Annotated in this window: 12 protein-coding genes; 9 read left to right on the forward strand and 3 right to left on the reverse strand. The window is 69.4% G+C overall.

What is annotated here, in order from left to right:
- The first annotated feature begins 301 nt into the window (after positions 1–301).
- From OG698_RS10415 to OG698_RS10425, 3 genes are all read left to right on the forward strand, one after another.
- Positions 302–559 carry a hypothetical protein gene (locus tag OG698_RS10415; protein WP_406102799.1) on the forward strand — a complete coding sequence of 86 codons (258 nt, stop codon included), beginning with the start codon at positions 302–304 and terminating at the stop codon, positions 557–559.
- 62 nt (positions 560–621) lie between these two features.
- Positions 622–1,005 (forward strand): SsgA family sporulation/cell division regulator, encoded by a 384-nt coding sequence (locus OG698_RS10420; protein ID WP_406102800.1) that lies wholly within the window; start codon positions 622–624, stop codon positions 1,003–1,005.
- Positions 1,006–1,074: 69 nt separating this feature from the next.
- The gene (locus tag OG698_RS10425) at positions 1,075–1,404 is read left to right on the forward strand and encodes an NIPSNAP family protein (protein WP_326777290.1); all 330 of its coding nucleotides are present in this window, start codon (positions 1,075–1,077) and stop codon (positions 1,402–1,404) included.
- A 683-nt stretch (positions 1,405–2,087) separates the two neighbouring features.
- Here OG698_RS10425 and OG698_RS10430 read toward each other — a convergent pair.
- Positions 2,088–2,684: a TetR/AcrR family transcriptional regulator gene (locus OG698_RS10430; RefSeq protein WP_406102801.1), complete on the reverse strand. Its 597-nt coding sequence runs from the start codon at positions 2,682–2,684 to the stop codon at positions 2,088–2,090.
- A 244-nt stretch (positions 2,685–2,928) separates the two neighbouring features.
- Between OG698_RS10430 and OG698_RS10435 the strand changes: the two genes are divergently transcribed.
- Both OG698_RS10435 and OG698_RS10440 read left to right on the forward strand, forming a co-directional pair.
- Positions 2,929–6,150, forward strand: coding sequence for a cytochrome P450 (locus OG698_RS10435; protein WP_406102802.1), 3,222 nt, complete (start codon positions 2,929–2,931; stop codon positions 6,148–6,150).
- A 130-nt stretch (positions 6,151–6,280) separates the two neighbouring features.
- Positions 6,281–7,327 carry a zinc-binding dehydrogenase gene (locus OG698_RS10440; protein ID WP_406102804.1) on the forward strand — a complete coding sequence of 349 codons (1,047 nt, stop codon included), beginning with the start codon at positions 6,281–6,283 and terminating at the stop codon, positions 7,325–7,327.
- Positions 7,328–7,697: 370 nt separating this feature from the next.
- Here the strand turns inward: OG698_RS10440 and OG698_RS10445 are convergent, their stop codons facing one another.
- On the reverse strand, positions 7,698–9,884 hold the full coding sequence (locus OG698_RS10445) for a SpoIIE family protein phosphatase (protein WP_406102805.1): 2,187 nt from the start codon (positions 9,882–9,884) through the stop codon (positions 7,698–7,700).
- Positions 9,885–10,079: 195 nt separating this feature from the next.
- Positions 10,080–10,715, reverse strand: a complete 636-nt coding sequence (locus OG698_RS10450) for a TetR/AcrR family transcriptional regulator (RefSeq protein WP_406102806.1) — start codon at positions 10,713–10,715, stop codon at positions 10,080–10,082.
- A 137-nt stretch (positions 10,716–10,852) separates the two neighbouring features.
- Here OG698_RS10450 and OG698_RS10455 point away from each other — a divergent pair, with 137 nt between their 5' ends.
- The 4 genes from OG698_RS10455 to OG698_RS10470 are packed head-to-tail and all read left to right on the forward strand — an operon-like array spanning position 10,853 to position 16,575.
- Positions 10,853–11,998, forward strand: a complete 1,146-nt coding sequence (locus tag OG698_RS10455; protein WP_406102808.1) for a VOC family protein — start codon at positions 10,853–10,855, stop codon at positions 11,996–11,998.
- Positions 11,995–12,933: a fumarylacetoacetate hydrolase family protein gene (locus OG698_RS10460; RefSeq protein WP_406102810.1), complete on the forward strand. Its 939-nt coding sequence runs from the start codon at positions 11,995–11,997 to the stop codon at positions 12,931–12,933. Before OG698_RS10455 ends, OG698_RS10460 begins: the two co-directional genes overlap by 4 nt.
- Positions 12,930–14,540 carry a bifunctional 3-(3-hydroxy-phenyl)propionate/3-hydroxycinnamic acid hydroxylase gene (locus OG698_RS10465; protein WP_406102812.1) on the forward strand — a complete coding sequence of 537 codons (1,611 nt, stop codon included), beginning with the start codon at positions 12,930–12,932 and terminating at the stop codon, positions 14,538–14,540. Before OG698_RS10460 ends, OG698_RS10465 begins: the two co-directional genes overlap by 4 nt.
- Positions 14,541–14,556: 16 nt before the next feature.
- On the forward strand, positions 14,557–16,575 hold the full coding sequence (locus OG698_RS10470) for an acetoacetate--CoA ligase (protein WP_406102814.1): 2,019 nt from the start codon (positions 14,557–14,559) through the stop codon (positions 16,573–16,575).
- Positions 16,576–16,637 lie beyond the last annotated feature (62 nt).

Genomic DNA, 16,637 nt, shown 5'->3' on the forward strand with positions numbered 1-16,637 from the left:
CGGAGACGGAAATCCCGGGCAGCTCGTCCCTCGAGGGCGAGGGCTCAGCCCTGGGATGTGGTCGAGTCCGAGGTCGCGCCGATAGGCGGCCGACGCGGTCCGGGCGAGGACATCGAGCCGTTCATGCCGCTGCTTCAGCCCTGTGGGCCATTTCCGCCGCCTGGACAGTTCCATACGTTGTATGGTAATTCTGGTAGAGCACTTCCATACGACGTATGGAAAAGCATTGACCACGCCAGGCGCCGCACTTCGCCTGCATGCAGCCGATGGTGCAGATCGCACCAGTTGGGAAGGGAAGACCATGAACAAGCTCACGAGGCGCATTGCTGTCACCGCTACCTCCGTGGCGGTCGCGGGTGTCGCCGTTCTCGGTGCCGGGGGCACCGCTTCGGCCGCGACTTCTGCATCCGCGCGTGTCCAGCGCCCGGCCGTCAGTGTCAACGCCGACGACTACCGCTGGGACCACGGTGTCGGCTACCTGCTCTTCGTACAGGGCTATTCCTGGGACGAGATCCGTGGCTGGCACCTCGATGGCCGGGATGAGATCAGCGGTCGCTGACCGCCGCCAGGCAGGAGCGAAAGTCGATGGAGAGTTTGAAGCCCGTCATGCAGGGGGTGGCCGTGCAGCTCGTCATCTCGCGCACCTACTCGCTGTCCATGCGTATGAGCCTGCGGTACGAGACCACTGATCCCTACGTCGTCCGTGCCGCCTTTTTCACCGACACCGACGAGCCGGTCGAATGGGTCCTGGGGCGCGATCTTCTGGCTGATGGCCTGAGGGGTTCCGCCGGCTGTGGGGACGTCCGGGTCTGGTCGGCCGTCGGCCGTGGTGACCAAGCGATGTACATCGTCCTCGGGTCACCCGCGGGCACCGCTTTGCTCGAGGTTCCCGTGGAGGACGTCAAGTCCTTCTTGGAGAACACGGAGGCGGTGGTGCCACGGGGTACCGAGTCCGGACACATCGACTGGGACCTCGAGCTGGCGAACCTGTTTGCAAAGGGCTGAGAGAAGCCCCCGACCCCCGTGCCGCTGGGGACCTTTGCCCCGGCGGCAGAAGAGAAGGAAAGAGTGTTCATGTCTCAGTACCAGCTTCGTGTCTACACACTGCGCAGCCCTGAGGCGCTCGTCGCCTACGAGAACATCTGGTCCAAGCACATTCCCGGTATGGCCAAGCACAGGATCACCACACACGGCGTCTGGACGGTGCCTCCGGCCCCCGGGAGTGAGGAGCGCCAGCTGTACGCCCTCGTTTCCTATCGGGACGCCGACGACGTTCAGGAGCGGTTGCAGGCGTACCTGTCGAGCCCCGAATTCCGCGCGGACATGGAGGGCTTCGACATGGGCCAGATCGTTGGCGTCGCCGAGTCCGTGCTGACGCCCACCGCCGACTCGCCCTTGCGGTGACAGGTACCGAGCCACTCGAAGTCTGCGGCGACCTGCTCGTTCGTGCCAGAACGCCGCGCAACTCCGCCAAGGCGCTCGCCGGACGGCAGCGGGCATGGACGAGATCGGCGAGGTCGGGGGCACGGTTGCAGTTGCCGAAGACCGGGCTGAGTGCCCGTCAGTACGGGGCAGCCGACGCCCGGTGACATGGAGGCCAGCCGACCGGGGGGAACGCGTACCGGCACCGTGCGCCAGGCTTCGGCTGTTGCCGCGTCCGCAGCTCGGCCGTCGAGTCATGTGCAGGGTCGTAGTCCGGAGTGCGACCGAGCCGCACGGTAGCGTCCCGGGCCCTGGACACTGCCGGACGCCGTGGTCCTGGGACCGTACGAGACCGGGGGTCATGCGCACCACTCAGGTGAGCGAACCAGGAGCAAGGGTGAGCGTGAGGTGGCGTAGGGCAGGCTTCGCCCGCAGGGCGCGCAGGTGGATCCGTCGACGGAGTGCACCATCAGGTCGGCCACAGATCGGTCGCCTGGCCCAGCCGCAGCACACCGTGCATCTGCTGCGGCCACGTGGACAGGGCTTTTCCGGATGATGGGGGGGCTCCTCATGGGCCGCAGCCTGAGCCCGCCCGAGCACGGGCCAGCCTCAGGCCTCAATGCTTCAGGACTTCCCAACAAATGGCCGGCGCCCCGGCCGTCCGTTCATCCATCGGCGGCAAGTCGGCTCTCCAGACCCGTGATGAGCGTGTCCAGCGCCAGACGGAAGACACCGTTCTCGTCACTGCCTGGAGGGGCGAGCCCGTCTTCGCCGACAGTGGGGGGTTTGAGGCTCGACCACTGGTGGAGCGCGCCATTGAGCTCGGCGGTGAGGACACCGGTGATGACGGCGCAGACGAGAGCGGCGATTTGCGGGAGCTCGGAGTGCGGCACCCCAGCGGCGTCCAGGATCGCGGCGAGCGAAACCCAGAACGGGTCTTCGGGCTGGATGAAGTCCGCCTGGTGGCTGAACGAGTAGGCCATGAGCTTGGGGTGGCGGTGCGCCAGCGTCCGGAAATCCGTGGCGAGCAGGCGGATGCGCTCCTGCCAGGGAGCATCCTCCAGCGTCACGGTGCGGAACTGGGTGCCGACCATTCTCGCCACGCCGCGCAGCACGGCGTCCTTGTTCGGCACGTGGTGGTACAGCGACATCGGGTTCGCATCGAGCGCGGTCGCGAGTTTGCGCATGGTGAGCGCCTCGACCCCGTCCGCGTCGATGAGCCGCAGGGCGGCGGCATAGATCCCGGCCTCGGTCAGAGGCACGTCCCTCTTTCTTGTTCCCCGCGGGGGACGCTTCGCCTTTTCCATACGCGGACGGTACCAGTTTCATACAACGTATGGAAATAACCTCGGTCACACGTCGAGATGACGGTCGCTGCACAGTCCGGGTTGCGGTCGACTTTCCATACGCCGTATGGTACCAATTCCATACGGCGTATGTTTCCGTGGCGCACCCCGGTATCGCCGCCGCCCTTGCCCGTCCCCTCTCTGCACAGAGGAGCAAGCCATGACCACACAGCCCAAGAACGACCTGCGACCCATCCGGTCTCCGCGCGGGGTCCCCTTCCTCGGCCACACGCCGCAGATCCCCAGCACCAACCCAGTGGAGTACTTCGGCGAGCTGTCCAAGCAGTTCCCCGAGGGGCTCTACGGCCTGGAGATCGCCGGCATCGAGCAGGTCTTCGTGTGGGACCCGGACCTGGTGGCCGAGGTCTGCGACGAGACGCGGTTCTTCAAGCAGATCGACAAGACGCCGCTGGCCCATGTCCGGGACTACACGGGAGCCGGTCTGTTCACAGCCCACCAGCACGAGGAGGAATGGGGCATGGCGCACCGAGTCCTCCTCCCGGCCTTCAGCCAGCGGGCCATGAAGGGCTACTACGGGCAGATGCTGGAGATCGCCCGGAACCTGGTGGGCAAGTGGGAGCGTAAGGAGGGCCAGCCGGTCAACATCACCGACGACTACACCCGGCTGACCCTGGACACCATCGCCCTGTCGGGGTTCGGCTACCGGTTCGACTCCTTCGCCAAGGAGGATCTGCACCCCTTCCTCAAAGCGCTGCTGGAGGCGCTGGTCGAGTCGCTGCGGCGCTCGCAGGAGCTGCCGATGATGACCAAGATGCGCAAGGCCGATGACAAGAAGTACCGCGCGAACATCCAGCTGATGCGGGACCTGGTCGAGAGTGTGATCAAGGAGCGCCGTGAGGGGAAGGGCACCGCTGAGGATGACCTGCTGGGTCTGATGCTGGAGGCCACCGACCCGGAGACCGGCAAGGGGCTGGACGACGACAACGTCCGTGACCAGGTGGTGACGTTCCTGATCGCCGGTCACGAGACCACCAGTGGTCTGCTGTCGTTCGCCACGTACTCGCTGATGCGCAATCCGCAGGTGCTGGCCCAGGCCTACGCCGAGGTGGACCGGCTGCTGCCGGGCGACACCGTCCCGGACTACGACACGATCATGCAGCTGGACGTGATCCCGCGCATCCTGGAGGAGACCCTGCGCCTGTGGGCTCCCATCCCGATGATCGGCAAGTCCCCGATCGAGGACACCGTCATCGGCGGCTGCTACGAGCTGAAGAAGGGAACGCAGGTCAACCTCCTCGAGGGCCCGCTGCACACCCACCCCAAGGCGTGGGACCGGCCGGAGGAGTTCGACATCGAGCGGTGGCTGCCGGAGAACCGGGTCAACCACCACCCGCACGCCTACAAGCCGTTCGGCAACGGCGTGCGTGCCTGCATCGGCCGGCAGTTCGCGCTCACCGAGGCCCGTCTGGCCCTCGCGCTGGTGCTGCAGAAGTTCAAGTTCGTCGACACCGACGACTACAAGATGGACGTCAAGGAGGCGCTGACGCGCAAGCCCGGCGGCTTCGAACTGAAAGTGCGGGCCCGTCGGGACCACGAGCGGACCGTCTTCGGCGCAGTCGACCTGCAGACCGACGACATCCGGGAGCAGGCCGCGGTCAGCGGTGTCGGGGTGAACCTGACCGTCGCCTACGGCTCCAGCCTCGGCTCGTGCGAGGACCTGGCGCGCACCATCGCCGACCGCAGCGAGCGCTCCGGCTTCGGCACCACCGTGGTCGGCCTGGACGAGTTGGGCGACAACCTGCCCACCGAGGGCCTGCTCGTCGTCGTCGCGTCCAGCTACAACGGCAAGGCCCCGGACAACGCGCAGCGTTTCGACGACCTGCTCGCCGCCGGACTCCCTCAGGACTCGCTGTCCAACGTGCGGTTCGCGCTGCTGGGCGCCGGCAACACCCAGTGGGTGGCCACCTACCAGGGCTTCCCCAAGCGGATCGAGGCAGGCCTGCTGGCCGCCGGCGCCACCCCCGTCATCGAGCGCGGCATCGCGGATGCCGCCGGTGACTTCGACGGCATGGCCACCCGCTGGATGGACACCCTGTGGACCACCCTGGCCGAGGAGTACGCGGCCGACACCTCCCAGGCCAGCGGCCCGCGCTACCAGGTGCAGCTGCTGACCGAGGCCGACGTGCGCCCCGCGATCGTCTCCGAGCAGGCCTACTCGCTGACCGTCGTCGCCAACGATGAACTCGTCAGCGACGCGACCGGGCTGTGGGACTTCAGCATCGAGCCGCCCCGCCCGGCCGCGAAGTCCATCACCATCGAGCTCCCCGACGGCGTCACCTACGACACCGGCAACCACCTGGCCGTCTTCGCCAAGAACGAGCCGGCCCTGGTCAACCGCGCCCTCGCCCGCCTCGACGTCGACCGCGACCAGGTCCTGCGCCTGGAACTGCCGACCGGCGGCCGCACCCACCTCCCGGTGGGCACCCCCGTGACCGCAGGCCTGCTGCTCACCGAGTTCCTGGAACTGCAGGACGTGGCCACCCGCTCCCAGATACAGACGCTGGCCGAGCACACCGAGTGCCCGTGGACCCGGCCGCAGCTCCAGGCCTACACGGCCGACACCGCAGAATCCGAGGAGCGCTACCAGACTGAGATCCTGGGCAAGCGAGTCTCCGTGCTGGGCCTGCTGGAGCGCTTCCCGGCGGTCGAGCTGCCGCTGGCGGTCTTCCTGGACATGACGGGCCCGATCCGCCCGCGGTTCTACTCCATCTCTTCCGCCCCGTTGGCCAACCCGCGCCACGTGCGCCTGACCGTCGGCCTGCTGGAAGGCCCGGCCCTGTCCGGCGACGGCCAGTACCGCGGCACCTGCTCGTCCTACATCGCAGGCCTCGAGCCCGGAGACGTCTTCTACGGCTACGTGCGGGTGCCCTCCCCGACCTTCGCCCCGCCGGCCGACCCGGCCACGCCGCTGGTCCTCATCGGCCCGGGCACCGGCATCGCGCCGCTGCGCGGATTCCTGGAGGAGCGAGCCTCGCAGCAGGAGAACGGCATCGAGGTGGGCCTGTCCCAGGTCTTCGTCGGCTGCCGCCACCCGGAGCACGACTACTTCTACCGGCAGGAGATGCAGGACTGGGAGCAGGCCGGGATCGCTCAGGTGCACACCGCCTACTCCGCGGTGACCGGCCACCCGGCCCGGTTCGTCCAGAACGCCATCGCCAACGCCGCCGACACCGTGTGGCAGGCCATCCAGGACGGCGCGTACGTCTACGTCTGCGGTGACGGCCGCCGCATGGCACCCGCCGTGCGTGAGGCGCTGGCCGCCGTCTACCGGAAGCACACCGGCAGCGACGACGAGGCCGCCCAGCAGTGGCTCGCCCAGCTCGAAGCGGACGAGCGCTACCAGCAGGACGTCTTCGCCTGACACCCAGACGCCGGGAGGGTGCGGCGGTCCTGACACCCGCACCCCTCCCGGCCGCCACTCCCCGCGAGGCACCACACGGCACCCATCGGCCCGAACCGCCGGGCGTGCCGCTCACAGAAAGCAGATCACCATGGACACCATGCTCGCCGGACGCTTCCACCTGGACAGCAAGAAGTTCGCCGTGGAGGAGGTCCCTGTCCCCGTTCCGGGCCCGGGTGAAATCCTGATCGAGGTGAAGGCCGCAGGCGTCTGCCTGTCGGACGTCCACCTGCTCGACGGCTCCCTCGTCCCGCTGTTCGCCACCTCCGACACGGTCACCGTCGGCCACGAGGTCGCCGGTGTGATCCACACCCTCGGCCCCGACCTCAAGCGCGGCCTGACCGTCGGTACCCGCGTCACCCTGGAGGCCGGCAAGACCTGCGGCCAGTGCGCCGGCTGCGTGCGCAGCCGCCCCTGCACCCAGATGCGCACCGCCGGCATCGACTACGACGGCGGCTGGGCCCAGTACACCGTCGCCCGCGAGGACACCCTCATCCCTATCCCCGACAGCCTCCCCTTCGACCAGGCCGCGATCATCCCCGACGCGGTCTCCACCCCCTACGCCGCCGTCGTCACCACCGCGGGCGTACGCCCCGCCCAGTCCGTCGGCGTCTGGGGTGTGGGCGGAGTCGGCGCGCACAACGTCCGCGTGGCCCGTCTGGCCGGCGCCGCGCCGATCATCGCCGTCGACCCGCTGCCCAGCGCCCGTGAACGCGCCCTGGCCTTCGGCGCGGACTTCGCCCTCGACCCGGCTGCCGACGACTTCGCCGACCAGGTCCGCGCGGCCACGGCCGGACGAGGCCTCGACTTCGCCTTCGACTGCGCCGGCGTGCCCGCCGTGCGCGAGCAGGCCGCCGCCGCACTCGGCCTGGGCGGCTCCCTCATCCTGGTCGGCATCAGCCCCAGGCCCCTCACCATCACCGAGGGCCTGACCTTCAACTACCTGGGCAAGCAGGTGCGCGGCCACTACGGCGGCAGCCCCGAGTCCGTCACCGAGCTGGTCCGGCTGGCCGAGGTCGGCCGTCTCGACCTGGCCCCCTCCATCACCGACCACCTCCCGCTCGCCGAGGCCGCCGACGCGGTCAACCGGCTGGAGAACAAGATCGGCGACCCGATCCGCCTCATCCTTGTCCCCTAATGACTGAACAGAAAGTTCATCAAGACCACCTCGGGCAGGGGTGAGTGGGCGCCGGTGCTTGAGGGAGCACCGGCGCCCACGGTTTCCCGCTATCCGGGTCTGGCGCATACCGACTTCGGGTGGGCAGGTGAAGTCGGGCAGGGCGAGCCGGGTCATACCTCTGTGCGGGACGCACCGATGTACTGGCCGCCGCGGAAGAAACGGAACGCGAGGTCTGCCGATGAGCGCTACGCCGAAGTGGAGCCCGGATACCGGAAGAATCAGCTGACTCCTTGTCCGCGTTCAGGTGTACGCCGACAGGTGCTGCATCATCCAGTCGAAGCCCCCGAGGAACCTCGCGATCGTCCCGGCAGGCCGGGCGAGATGGTGCTCATACGATCCCAGGAATACCCTCCAAGTCCAGCGCTGCCGCGTCCGAGAAGAGCTTTGGTGTGCCCAGGGCGCACTCCGCCCAGACCGTCTTGCCGCGGCGGGCATGGCGCGTTCCCCAGTGCTCGGCGAGTTGGGCGACGAGGAACAGACCTCGCCCGCCCTCGTCGAAGACACGGGCCCGGCGCAGGTGCGGAGTCGTGTTGCCGGCATCCGCGACCTCGCACATGAGGGTGCGATCGTGGATGAGACGCAGCTGGATGGGAGGCCGGCCGTAACGGATGGCGTTGGTGACCAGTTCGCTGACGACCAGTTCGGTGGTGAAGTCGAGTTCCTCCAGTCCCCAGGTGGTCAGCTGCTCGGAGACGCTCGCTCTGACCCGGGCGACCTCGGCCGGGTCGGCATCCACGTCCCAGGTGGCGACCTGACTGTCCCCGAGGGTGTGTGTGCGGGCCAGGAGGAGTGCCACGTCGTCGTGCGGTCGGTCTGCGGGCAGCAGCGCTTCGAGGACGGTGTCACAGGTCGCCTCCAGGGAGGCGGAGGACTGCTTGAGCGCGCGGCACAGTCGGGTCAGGCCCGCCTCGACGTCGTGGTCGAGGGCCTCGATCAGGCCGTCGGTGTAGAGGGCGATGAGGCTGCCCTCGGGCAGGTCGATCTCCGCCGCCTCGAACGGCAAGCCGCCCAGGCCGAGTGGCGGGCCGGCGGGCAGCTCGAGGATGTCAGCGGTTCCATCCTGGGTCATCACGACGGGCAGCACGTGGCCCGCGCGGGCAAGGGTGCAGCGGCCGGCGACGGGATCGTAGACGGCGTACAGGCAGGTGGCCCCGATGTCGCCCGCGGATTCGGTGTCCGTTTGGGCAGAGACTTCGGAAGAGACTTCGGCGGCCAGGCGGATGACGACGTCGTCCAGGTGGGTGAGGAGTTCGTCGGGCGGCAGGTCGATGTCGGCGAGGGTGCGCACGGCGGTCCGCAGCCGTCCCATGGTGGCGGCGGCGTGGATGCCGTGGCCGACCACGTCACCCACCACGAGTGCGACCCGGGCGCCGGACAGCGGGATGACGTCGTACCAGTCGCCGCCCACGCCGAGCTCGGCGGCGGCAGGCAGGTAGCGGCAGGCGACCTCCACGGCGGGCTGCACGGGTGTACCGCGCGGGAGGAGACTGCGCTGGAGGGTGAGGGCGGTGGCGCGCGCGTGCGTGTATCGGCGGGCGTTGTCGATGGCCACCGCCGCCCTGGCTGCGATCTCCTGGGCGAGGAGCAGGTCCTCGTCCCCGTACGCGTCGGGCTTGTGGTGACGGAAGAAGTGAGCGACACCCAGCGTGGTGCCGCGGGCGCACAGCGGTACCAGCAGCATTGATGCGGACGGGCCGAGGTGGTGCCGTGAGGGCCGGCCGGTGATCAGGGCGCGAGCCGGTGGTGATCCGTCCGGATACCTCTGGAGCTGCTGCGGCGAAACCGGCGACTCCCCGAAGATCGCTTCCAGGGAGGTCGTCTCGGGGCAGCCGTCCATCACCGACCGCTGGGCAACTCGGCGGACCACGGGTGTGCCCTTCGCCGGAGGCTCGTCTCTGGAAGACGTGTCGAGGAGGTCGACGGAGACGGCGTCGGCGAAGTGCTCGGTGGCCAGGTCCGCCAACTCCTGTGCGGTGCGGGCGATGTCCAGGGTCGTTCCGACTCGTGCGCTCGCCTCGTTCACCACCGACAGCCGCCACTGCACACGGCGATCCCGCTCCTCCTGGAAGGCCAGGACGCCCGTCTCCGATGTGCGGTCCATGTACGCGATCGACAGTGCGATCAGCTTGCGTGTCGCCGCGTTGATCGACTCGGCATCGCTGGTGAGCCGGGGCAGCACTTCGAGCAGACGGTCGAGGATACGGCCGTGCGCGAGGGGGAAGGCGCGCAGCATTGCTGTGACCGGCTTTCCGCGCTGAGCCAGCCGACGCGCGCGCTCTGCATCGGCGGCCGGCTGATCGATCCGCCTCGGCTCGATGCCGTGCTCGATGCCGAAAAGTAGGGCGATGACGTGCTCGGCGACGTTCTCCCTCGTCATCTGCGCGATGTCGGGTTCGTCCCACAACTCGGGGACCTCGCGCCGCAGGCATTGCTCTACGTCGTGGATCAGCTCGTCCGCTCGCGGACTGAGTTCATGCGCGGCACGAGACAGAAGACTGTCCGCGGTGAGGTCCACACCGACGACGTTACGCCGTCCTGGTGGACCGCGAAGCCTCAGCCGGCCGCATCTGGCTGCGCGGTGTCCGGGACCAGCCCGGGTCTCCCGGGCTGGTCCGGGGTCGATGACGAGGGTCCGCGCGGCCACCGGCGGACGGAGTGCGCCCACGGCCTTTCCGGTGTCCACGGGGCTCGTCTCAGCCGGTGCTCCGGGTCAACTGAGGTTGGGCAACGGCCGCCGGGTCACCTGGTGAGCGTCGTCCGGCGGGACGCCGAGCATGCGCAGGGCCATCTCGGCCAGGTCCGAGGCGGCCTCGTCGCCGTCGAGGTCGGGGCGGGCCAGCCGCAGTGCCACGAGGGACAGCAGAGTCCCACCGAGGGCGGACAGTGCGGTGGTCGGGTTGGTGCAGGTGAAGCGGCCCGAGGCGATGCCGATCTCCAGGTCGCGCAGGGCTCGAGGGGCGAGGCCCCGGTCGGTGTGGATCTGGGCCAGACCGCGGTCACGCAGGATCCGCATGAGTTCAGGGTGGGAGTCGGCCATCCGGGCGGTGAGCCGGAAGCCCGCCGAGACGAGCTCGGCCGGGTCGTCGATTCCTTGTACGCGCTCGTCTATGACCTGCCCGAACTCGTCCAGGGCGTCTGTCACCGCGGCGTCGAACAGCTCCGTCTTGGACTCGAAGTGGTTGTAGAAGGAGCCGAAACCGACGTCCGCGCGCTCGGCGATGGCCTGGATGCTGGCGCTGGTGTCCCCGGTCTCCGCGAGGATCTGCCGGGCCGCACGGACGAGTGCCTGACGGGTCTCGGCGCGGCGCCGCTCGAAGCGGTTCTTGGGCAGGGCTGACGTCGGCATACGGCGAGTGTAACAACCGTCGCGATGAGTCTGCCATTACTGATGAGATTATCAATTATTTGGGTCCACCCTATTGACGATGGGTAACGCCAAAGTTGATGATTTCCTCATTACAGCAGTGTTGCTTGGAGGACACCATGTCCCACACCCCCGTTAACAGGGCCGCTCCCCAGACGCCCCACCAAGACCTCCACAGCGAGCAGGGCGCCATGCGCGGTGAGCATCCGGGGCGGTCCCGGAATCCCGTGATCAAGGTTGCCGACCTGGCCTGGCTTGAGTTCGAGAAGCCCGACCTGGACCGGGCCGAGGTCTTCGCCCGTGACTTCGGGTTCGCGATCGCCGGCCGCACCGAGGGCGAGCTGTGGCTGCGCGGCACCTTCGCCGGCTCGCCCTGCATGGTCATCCGGCGGGGGCGTACGTCCCGCTTCATCGGACCGGCGTTCCGCGCGGCCGAGCGGGCCGACCTGGACCGGCTGGCCCGCGCCACCGGCAGTACCGTCCGGGACATCGACGTACCGGGTGGCGGGCAGTCGGTCGCCCTGCTCGATCCCTCGGGCCTGCCGGTCCGGGTCGTGCACTGCACCGAGCAGCTGCCCGCGCTGGCCGAGCAGGAGCCGCTGACCCTCAACTTCGGTACCGCTCACCGTCGTACGAACGCCACCCAGCGTCCGCCCCGTGAGCCGTCCCGTATCCAGCGGCTGGGCCATGTGGTGCTGGAGACACAGGTGTTCGCCCGCACCCTGGACTGGTACCTGGACACCCTCGGGATGATCGTGTCCGACTTCCTGTTCCTGGACGGGCAGCGCGGGCGCGGGCCGACGATGGCGTTCGTCCGGTGCGACCAGGGGAGCGTGGCAGTCGATCACCACACGCTGGCCCTGCACCTCGGGCCCGGAAGCGGCTACGTCCACTCCGCCTACCAGGTCACCGACCTCGACGCGATCGGCGCCGGCGGGGAGTACCTGACCGAGCGCGGTTACCAGCGCAGCTGGGGCATCGGCCGGCACATCCAGGGCAGCCAGCTGTTCGACTACTGGCGCGACCCCGACCGCTTCATGCTGGAGCACTTCGCCGACGGCGACCTCTTCTCCTGCGACCTGGACCCCGGCTGGGCTCCGATGTCGGCGAGCGGCCTGGCCCAGTGGGGCCCGCCGGTCACCCGTGACTTCCTGGGCGCCAACCCGTCCCCCGCCAAGCTGCGTGAGGTCATGACGGCCCTGCGTGGTGACAACGAACTCGATCCCGCACGCCTGCTGGGCCTGATGAAAGCGATGAGCTCATGAGTACCAACGTTCTGCGCACCACCGACGGCTGGTGGGTCGTCCGGGACGAACGCGCCGTCCGCGTCGAGTCCAAGGCGGCCACCACCGCCGAACTGCTCGCCGACCGGGACGCCGTCCGTGAAGCCGCCGCCTCCACCGGGAGCGGCACGCCCGTCGCCGACCTGGTGGCGCTCCCCCCGGTCACCTCCCCCTGCCGGGTGGTCGCCCAGATGGTCAACTACCGCAGCCACGCAAAGGATTCGGGCTTCACCGGCGACATCCCGCCCGCCTTCTTCCGCAAGGCGTCCGGCTCGGTCAGCGGCCCCCATGGCACGATCATCCGCCCCGCGCACGTGAAGTTCCTCGACTACGAGGTGGAACTCGGCCTCGTCATGGGCGCGACCCTGCCCGTGGGCACCGTCGTCGAGGAGCAGGACCTGCCGCGCTACGTCGCCGGCCTGGTCCTGACCAACGACGTCAGCGCCCGCGACGTCCAGCTGACCAAGACCCAGTTCTACGAGAGCAAGTCATATCCGACCTTCACGCCGACGGGTCCGTACCTGGCCCTGCTGGAGCCCGAGGACTTCACCCATCTGCTGAATCTTCGGCTGCAGCTGTCGGTCAACGGCGTGTCACGCCAGGACCGCACGCTGGCCGACATGATCGTGCGGCCCGCAGAGGCGCTCACTCTGCTCGCCCGCTTCCAGACCCTCGCCCCAGGCGACCTGCTGCTGACCGGAACTCCCGGCGGCACGGCCCTGAAGGCCCCGCCCAAGGCGGCCGAGAAGATCGCTGCGCTGCTGCCGCCCGCACTGAAGTGGAAGGCATTCTTCAAGGGCCAGGCCAAGAACCCCAAGTACCTGCACAGCGGTGACCTCATCACCGCCACGATCGCCACACCGGACGGACGGATCGACCTCGGCGAGCAGCGGACCCCCGTTACGGACGCACCGTGAAAGCCACAGCCCGTAGGCCGGTGGTGATCATCGGCGCCGGACCCGTCGGGGTCACGGCCGCCCTGCTGCTCGCCCGGCACGGAGTGCGCAGCGTCGTGCTGGAACGCCACCGGGACGTCTACCCCTTGCCGCGCGCCGTCGTCGTGGACGACGAGATCCGTCGGATCCTGCAGAGCGTAGGTGTACACGAGGAGTTCGCCTCCCTCACCCGCTCGGCGCCCGGACTACGGCTGCTGGACGCCCGGCGCCGCGTGATCAGCGAGTTCCCGCGGTCCCAGCACGGGCACCACGGCTTTCCGCAGACCAGCATGTTCGACCAGCCCGATCTGGAACGCCTGCTGCGCGACGCCCTGGCGCGCCGCCCCGAGTGCGAGCTGTGGGGCGGGGTGGAGGTCGTGTCCGTCACCCAGGACACCGACGGACCGAACGATCCCACGGGTCCGGTCCGGGTCACCTTCCGGCGCGACGGCAGCGACGAGGAGGAGCACCTGTGGGCCGATGCCGTCCTCGGCTGCGACGGTGCGGGCAGCGTCACCCGTGACGCCATCGGCACCCTCTGGGAGGACCTGCACTTCGAAGAGAGCTGGCGGGTCATCGACGTGCGCACCAGCCGCCCGGTACGCACCTGGGAAGGCGTCGAGCAGATCTGCTGCCCCAACCGGCCGGCCACCTTCATGCGCGTCGGCGAGGACCGCTACCGCTGGGAGTTCCGGCTGGCCGACGACCAGAACCTGGACGGCCCGGACGGATGGGAGCGCCTGCGCGAGCTGGTCGCCCCCTGGGTGGACCTGCCGCCCGATGCCTCGTCGGGCGACGACTTCGAGGTGATCCGGCAGGCCCAGTACACCTTCCGGGCCCGCCTCGCCGATCGGTGGCGCCGGGGGCGCGTCTTCCTGCTGGGCGATGCCGCCCACCTCACCCCGCCCTTCGTCGGCCAGGGTCTGTGCGCGGGCCTGCGCGACGCCCACAACCTCACCTGGAAACTCGCCCGCGTCCTCCAACAGGGCGCTCCCGAGGGACTGTTGGACACCTACGAACGCGAGCGTAAGCCACACGCCCGCCATGTGATCCGGATCGCGGTCGCCGTCGGCTGGGCCATGACCGGCGGACAGGACCGGGGTGCGGCGTTCCGCCGGGCCGCCGTGGGCACGGCCTGTCGCATCCCCGGCGTGACCGCGGCGGTGAGCCGTGACCTCAGTCCCGCCCTGACCGCCGGTCCACTCGTACGGCGCCGCCCCAGGCTGACCGGCCGCGTGCTGGCCGGCACCTTCTGCCCACAGCCCTGGGTGCGGCATGACGGCAGGCGAGTGCGCCTCGATGACGTCCTCGGGGAGTCCTTCGCCGTCCTGACCGCTGTGCCGCCCACGGCGCAGATGACGGCTGTGGCCACGGCACTCGGCGCCCCGACGATCCGCGTCGACGACCTGGGCGACGACGGCACCCTGGCCGGCTGGCTGGCACGCGGCCGTGCCGACGCCGTCCTGCTGCGCCCCGACCGCGTCGTGATGGACACCATCCCGGCCGGCACCGGCGACTTCACAGACACCGTCGCCTGGGCCCCCCTGCTGCACACGGCCCGCCGAAGCGCCGACGCCCGGCCCGCCTGACGAGGAGCACCACACCATGACCACCCCGCACCCTGAGCCGTATACGGAACCCTTCTTCACTCCCGACCCGAAGTCGGCCGCCCACAGCCGCATCGCGGACTTCGCCCGATGGGCGGCCCGGCACCGGGGTGCCGAAGGGATCCAGGAGCCCACGGACTACCCCGCCCTGTACCAGTGGTCCGTGACCGACCTCGAAGGGTTCTGGGCTGCGGTGTGGGAGTACTTCGACATCGACGCGACGACGCCGTACGAGCGGGTGCTGGACGAGGAGACCATGCCCGGCGCCCGCTGGTTCCCCGGCGCCACCCTCAACTACGCCCACCACGCGCTGCGCAACCAACAGCCGGACGCTCCCGCCATCACCGCCCTGGACGAGACCGGAGCCGGCTACGAGATCACGGGCCGGGAGCTGCGCTCCCGGGTCGCCTCCCTCGCCGCCACCCTGCGCGACCTGGGCGTCGGACAGGGCGACCGGGTGGTGGGCTACCTGCCCAACACCCCCCACGCCGTCATCGCCTTCCTCGCCACCGCCAGCCTGGGCGCGGTGTGGTCGGTATGCGGCCAGGACTACGCACCCAAGGCCGCCGCCGACCGATTCGCCCAGCTCGAACCCACGGTGCTGATCACGGCGGACGGCTACCTCTTCAACGGCACCACACACGACCGCCGTGCCGCCTCGCTCGAATTGGCTGTCGCCCTGCCGACGCTGAAAGCCACGGTGCTCGTGGAGCACGTGGGCCTTGCCTGGCCCGAGGGCGGGCACCCGGGGCTGACGGTGCCCTGGGAGGACGCGGCCACCCGCACCGAGGACCTCTCTTTCGTCCAGGTGCCGTTCGACCACCCTCTGTGGGTGGTGTTCTCTTCCGGCACCACCGGACTGCCCAAGGGCATCGTCCACGGGCACGGCGGGGTCCTGCTCGAACACCTCAAGATGCTCGGCCTGCACACCGATCTGGGCGTCGGGGACCGTCTGCTGTGGTACACCACCACCCACTGGATGATGTGGAACCTGGTCGTCTCCACTCTGCTGACCGGTGCCACCACCTGCACCTACGACGGCAGCCCGGCACCGCAGGCGCGTCCGGACGTGCTGTGGGAGCTGGCAGCCCGTCACAGGGTCACCGTCTTCGGCACCAGCCCGCAGTATCTGCTGGCCATGGGCAAGCTGGGCATCGAACCCTCCGTGCACGACCTGTCGGCCGTCCGTGTCGTCGGCTGCACCGGCTCCGCTCTGCCCGCCTCCGCCTACCCCTGGGTCCGCGACCACGTGGGCGCAGGCGTCCAGCTGGCCTCCACCAGCGGCGGCACGGACATCGTCTCCGGCTTCGCCGGCAGCGCCTCCACGACCCCCGTCTGGGCGGGGGAGCTGTCCGCCCCCGGCCTGGGCGTGGCGCTGGCCGCCTACGACACGACGGGCACCCCTGTCGTCGACCAGGTCGGTGAACTCGTCGTCACCCGGCCAATGCCGTCCATGCCGCTGTACTTCTGGAACGACCCCGACGGCAGCCGCTACCACGACGCCTACTTCGGCGCCTACCCCGGTGTGTGGCGGCACGGCGACTGGATCACGCTCACCTCGCACGGCTCGGTGATCGTCCACGGCCGCTCCGACGCCACCCTCAACCGCAATGGCGTGCGTCTGGGCAGTGCCGACATCCACGACGCTGTCGAACGCCTCCCCGAGATTTTCGAGGCCCTTGTCATCGGTGCGGAGGAACCCGACGGCGGCTACTGGATGCCGCTCTTCGTGGTCCTCGCCGACGGGGTCAGCCTGGACGGCCCCCTGCGCGACCGGATCCGCGACGCGATCCGCGTCGGCGTCTCACCTCGCCACGTCCCCGACGAGATCCTCGCTGTACCGGCGCTCCCGCACACGAAGACAGGCAAGAAGCTCGAGGTTCCCGTCAAGCGCCTGCTCCAGGGTGCCCCCGCCGAGCAGGTCCTGAACCCCTCGGCGGTCGACAACCCCGACCTGATCGCCTACTTCGCCCGCTTGGGCGCGGAGCGGAACAAGCGGTCACCACACCACACATGACGTCGGTCAGGGGACCACAGGCCCACGTGACAGCACCGGGTCCTTGTGCCCCGCCCGGCTCC

Origin of the sequence: Streptomyces sp. NBC_01003, from assembly GCF_045162695.1 — a bacterium.
Classification (GTDB): Bacteria; Actinomycetota; Actinomycetes; order Streptomycetales; family Streptomycetaceae; genus Streptomyces.

Coding starts and splice junctions, on each gene's coding strand:
- OG698_RS10440 (WP_406102804.1), top strand. CDS start 6,281: ATGGACACCATGCTCGCCGGACGCTTCCACCTGGACAGCAAGAAGTTC.
- OG698_RS10455 (WP_406102808.1), top strand. CDS start 10,853: ATGTCCCACACCCCCGTTAACAGGGCCGCTCCCCAGACGCCCCACCAA.
- OG698_RS10435 (WP_406102802.1), top strand. CDS start 2,929: ATGACCACACAGCCCAAGAACGACCTGCGACCCATCCGGTCTCCGCGC.
- OG698_RS10470 (WP_406102814.1), top strand. CDS start 14,557: ATGACCACCCCGCACCCTGAGCCGTATACGGAACCCTTCTTCACTCCC.
- OG698_RS10460 (WP_406102810.1), top strand. CDS start 11,995: ATGAGTACCAACGTTCTGCGCACCACCGACGGCTGGTGGGTCGTCCGG.
- OG698_RS10425 (WP_326777290.1), top strand. CDS start 1,075: ATGTCTCAGTACCAGCTTCGTGTCTACACACTGCGCAGCCCTGAGGCG.
- OG698_RS10415 (WP_406102799.1), top strand. CDS start 302: ATGAACAAGCTCACGAGGCGCATTGCTGTCACCGCTACCTCCGTGGCG.
- OG698_RS10450 (WP_406102806.1), bottom strand. CDS start 10,715: ATGCCGACGTCAGCCCTGCCCAAGAACCGCTTCGAGCGGCGCCGCGCC.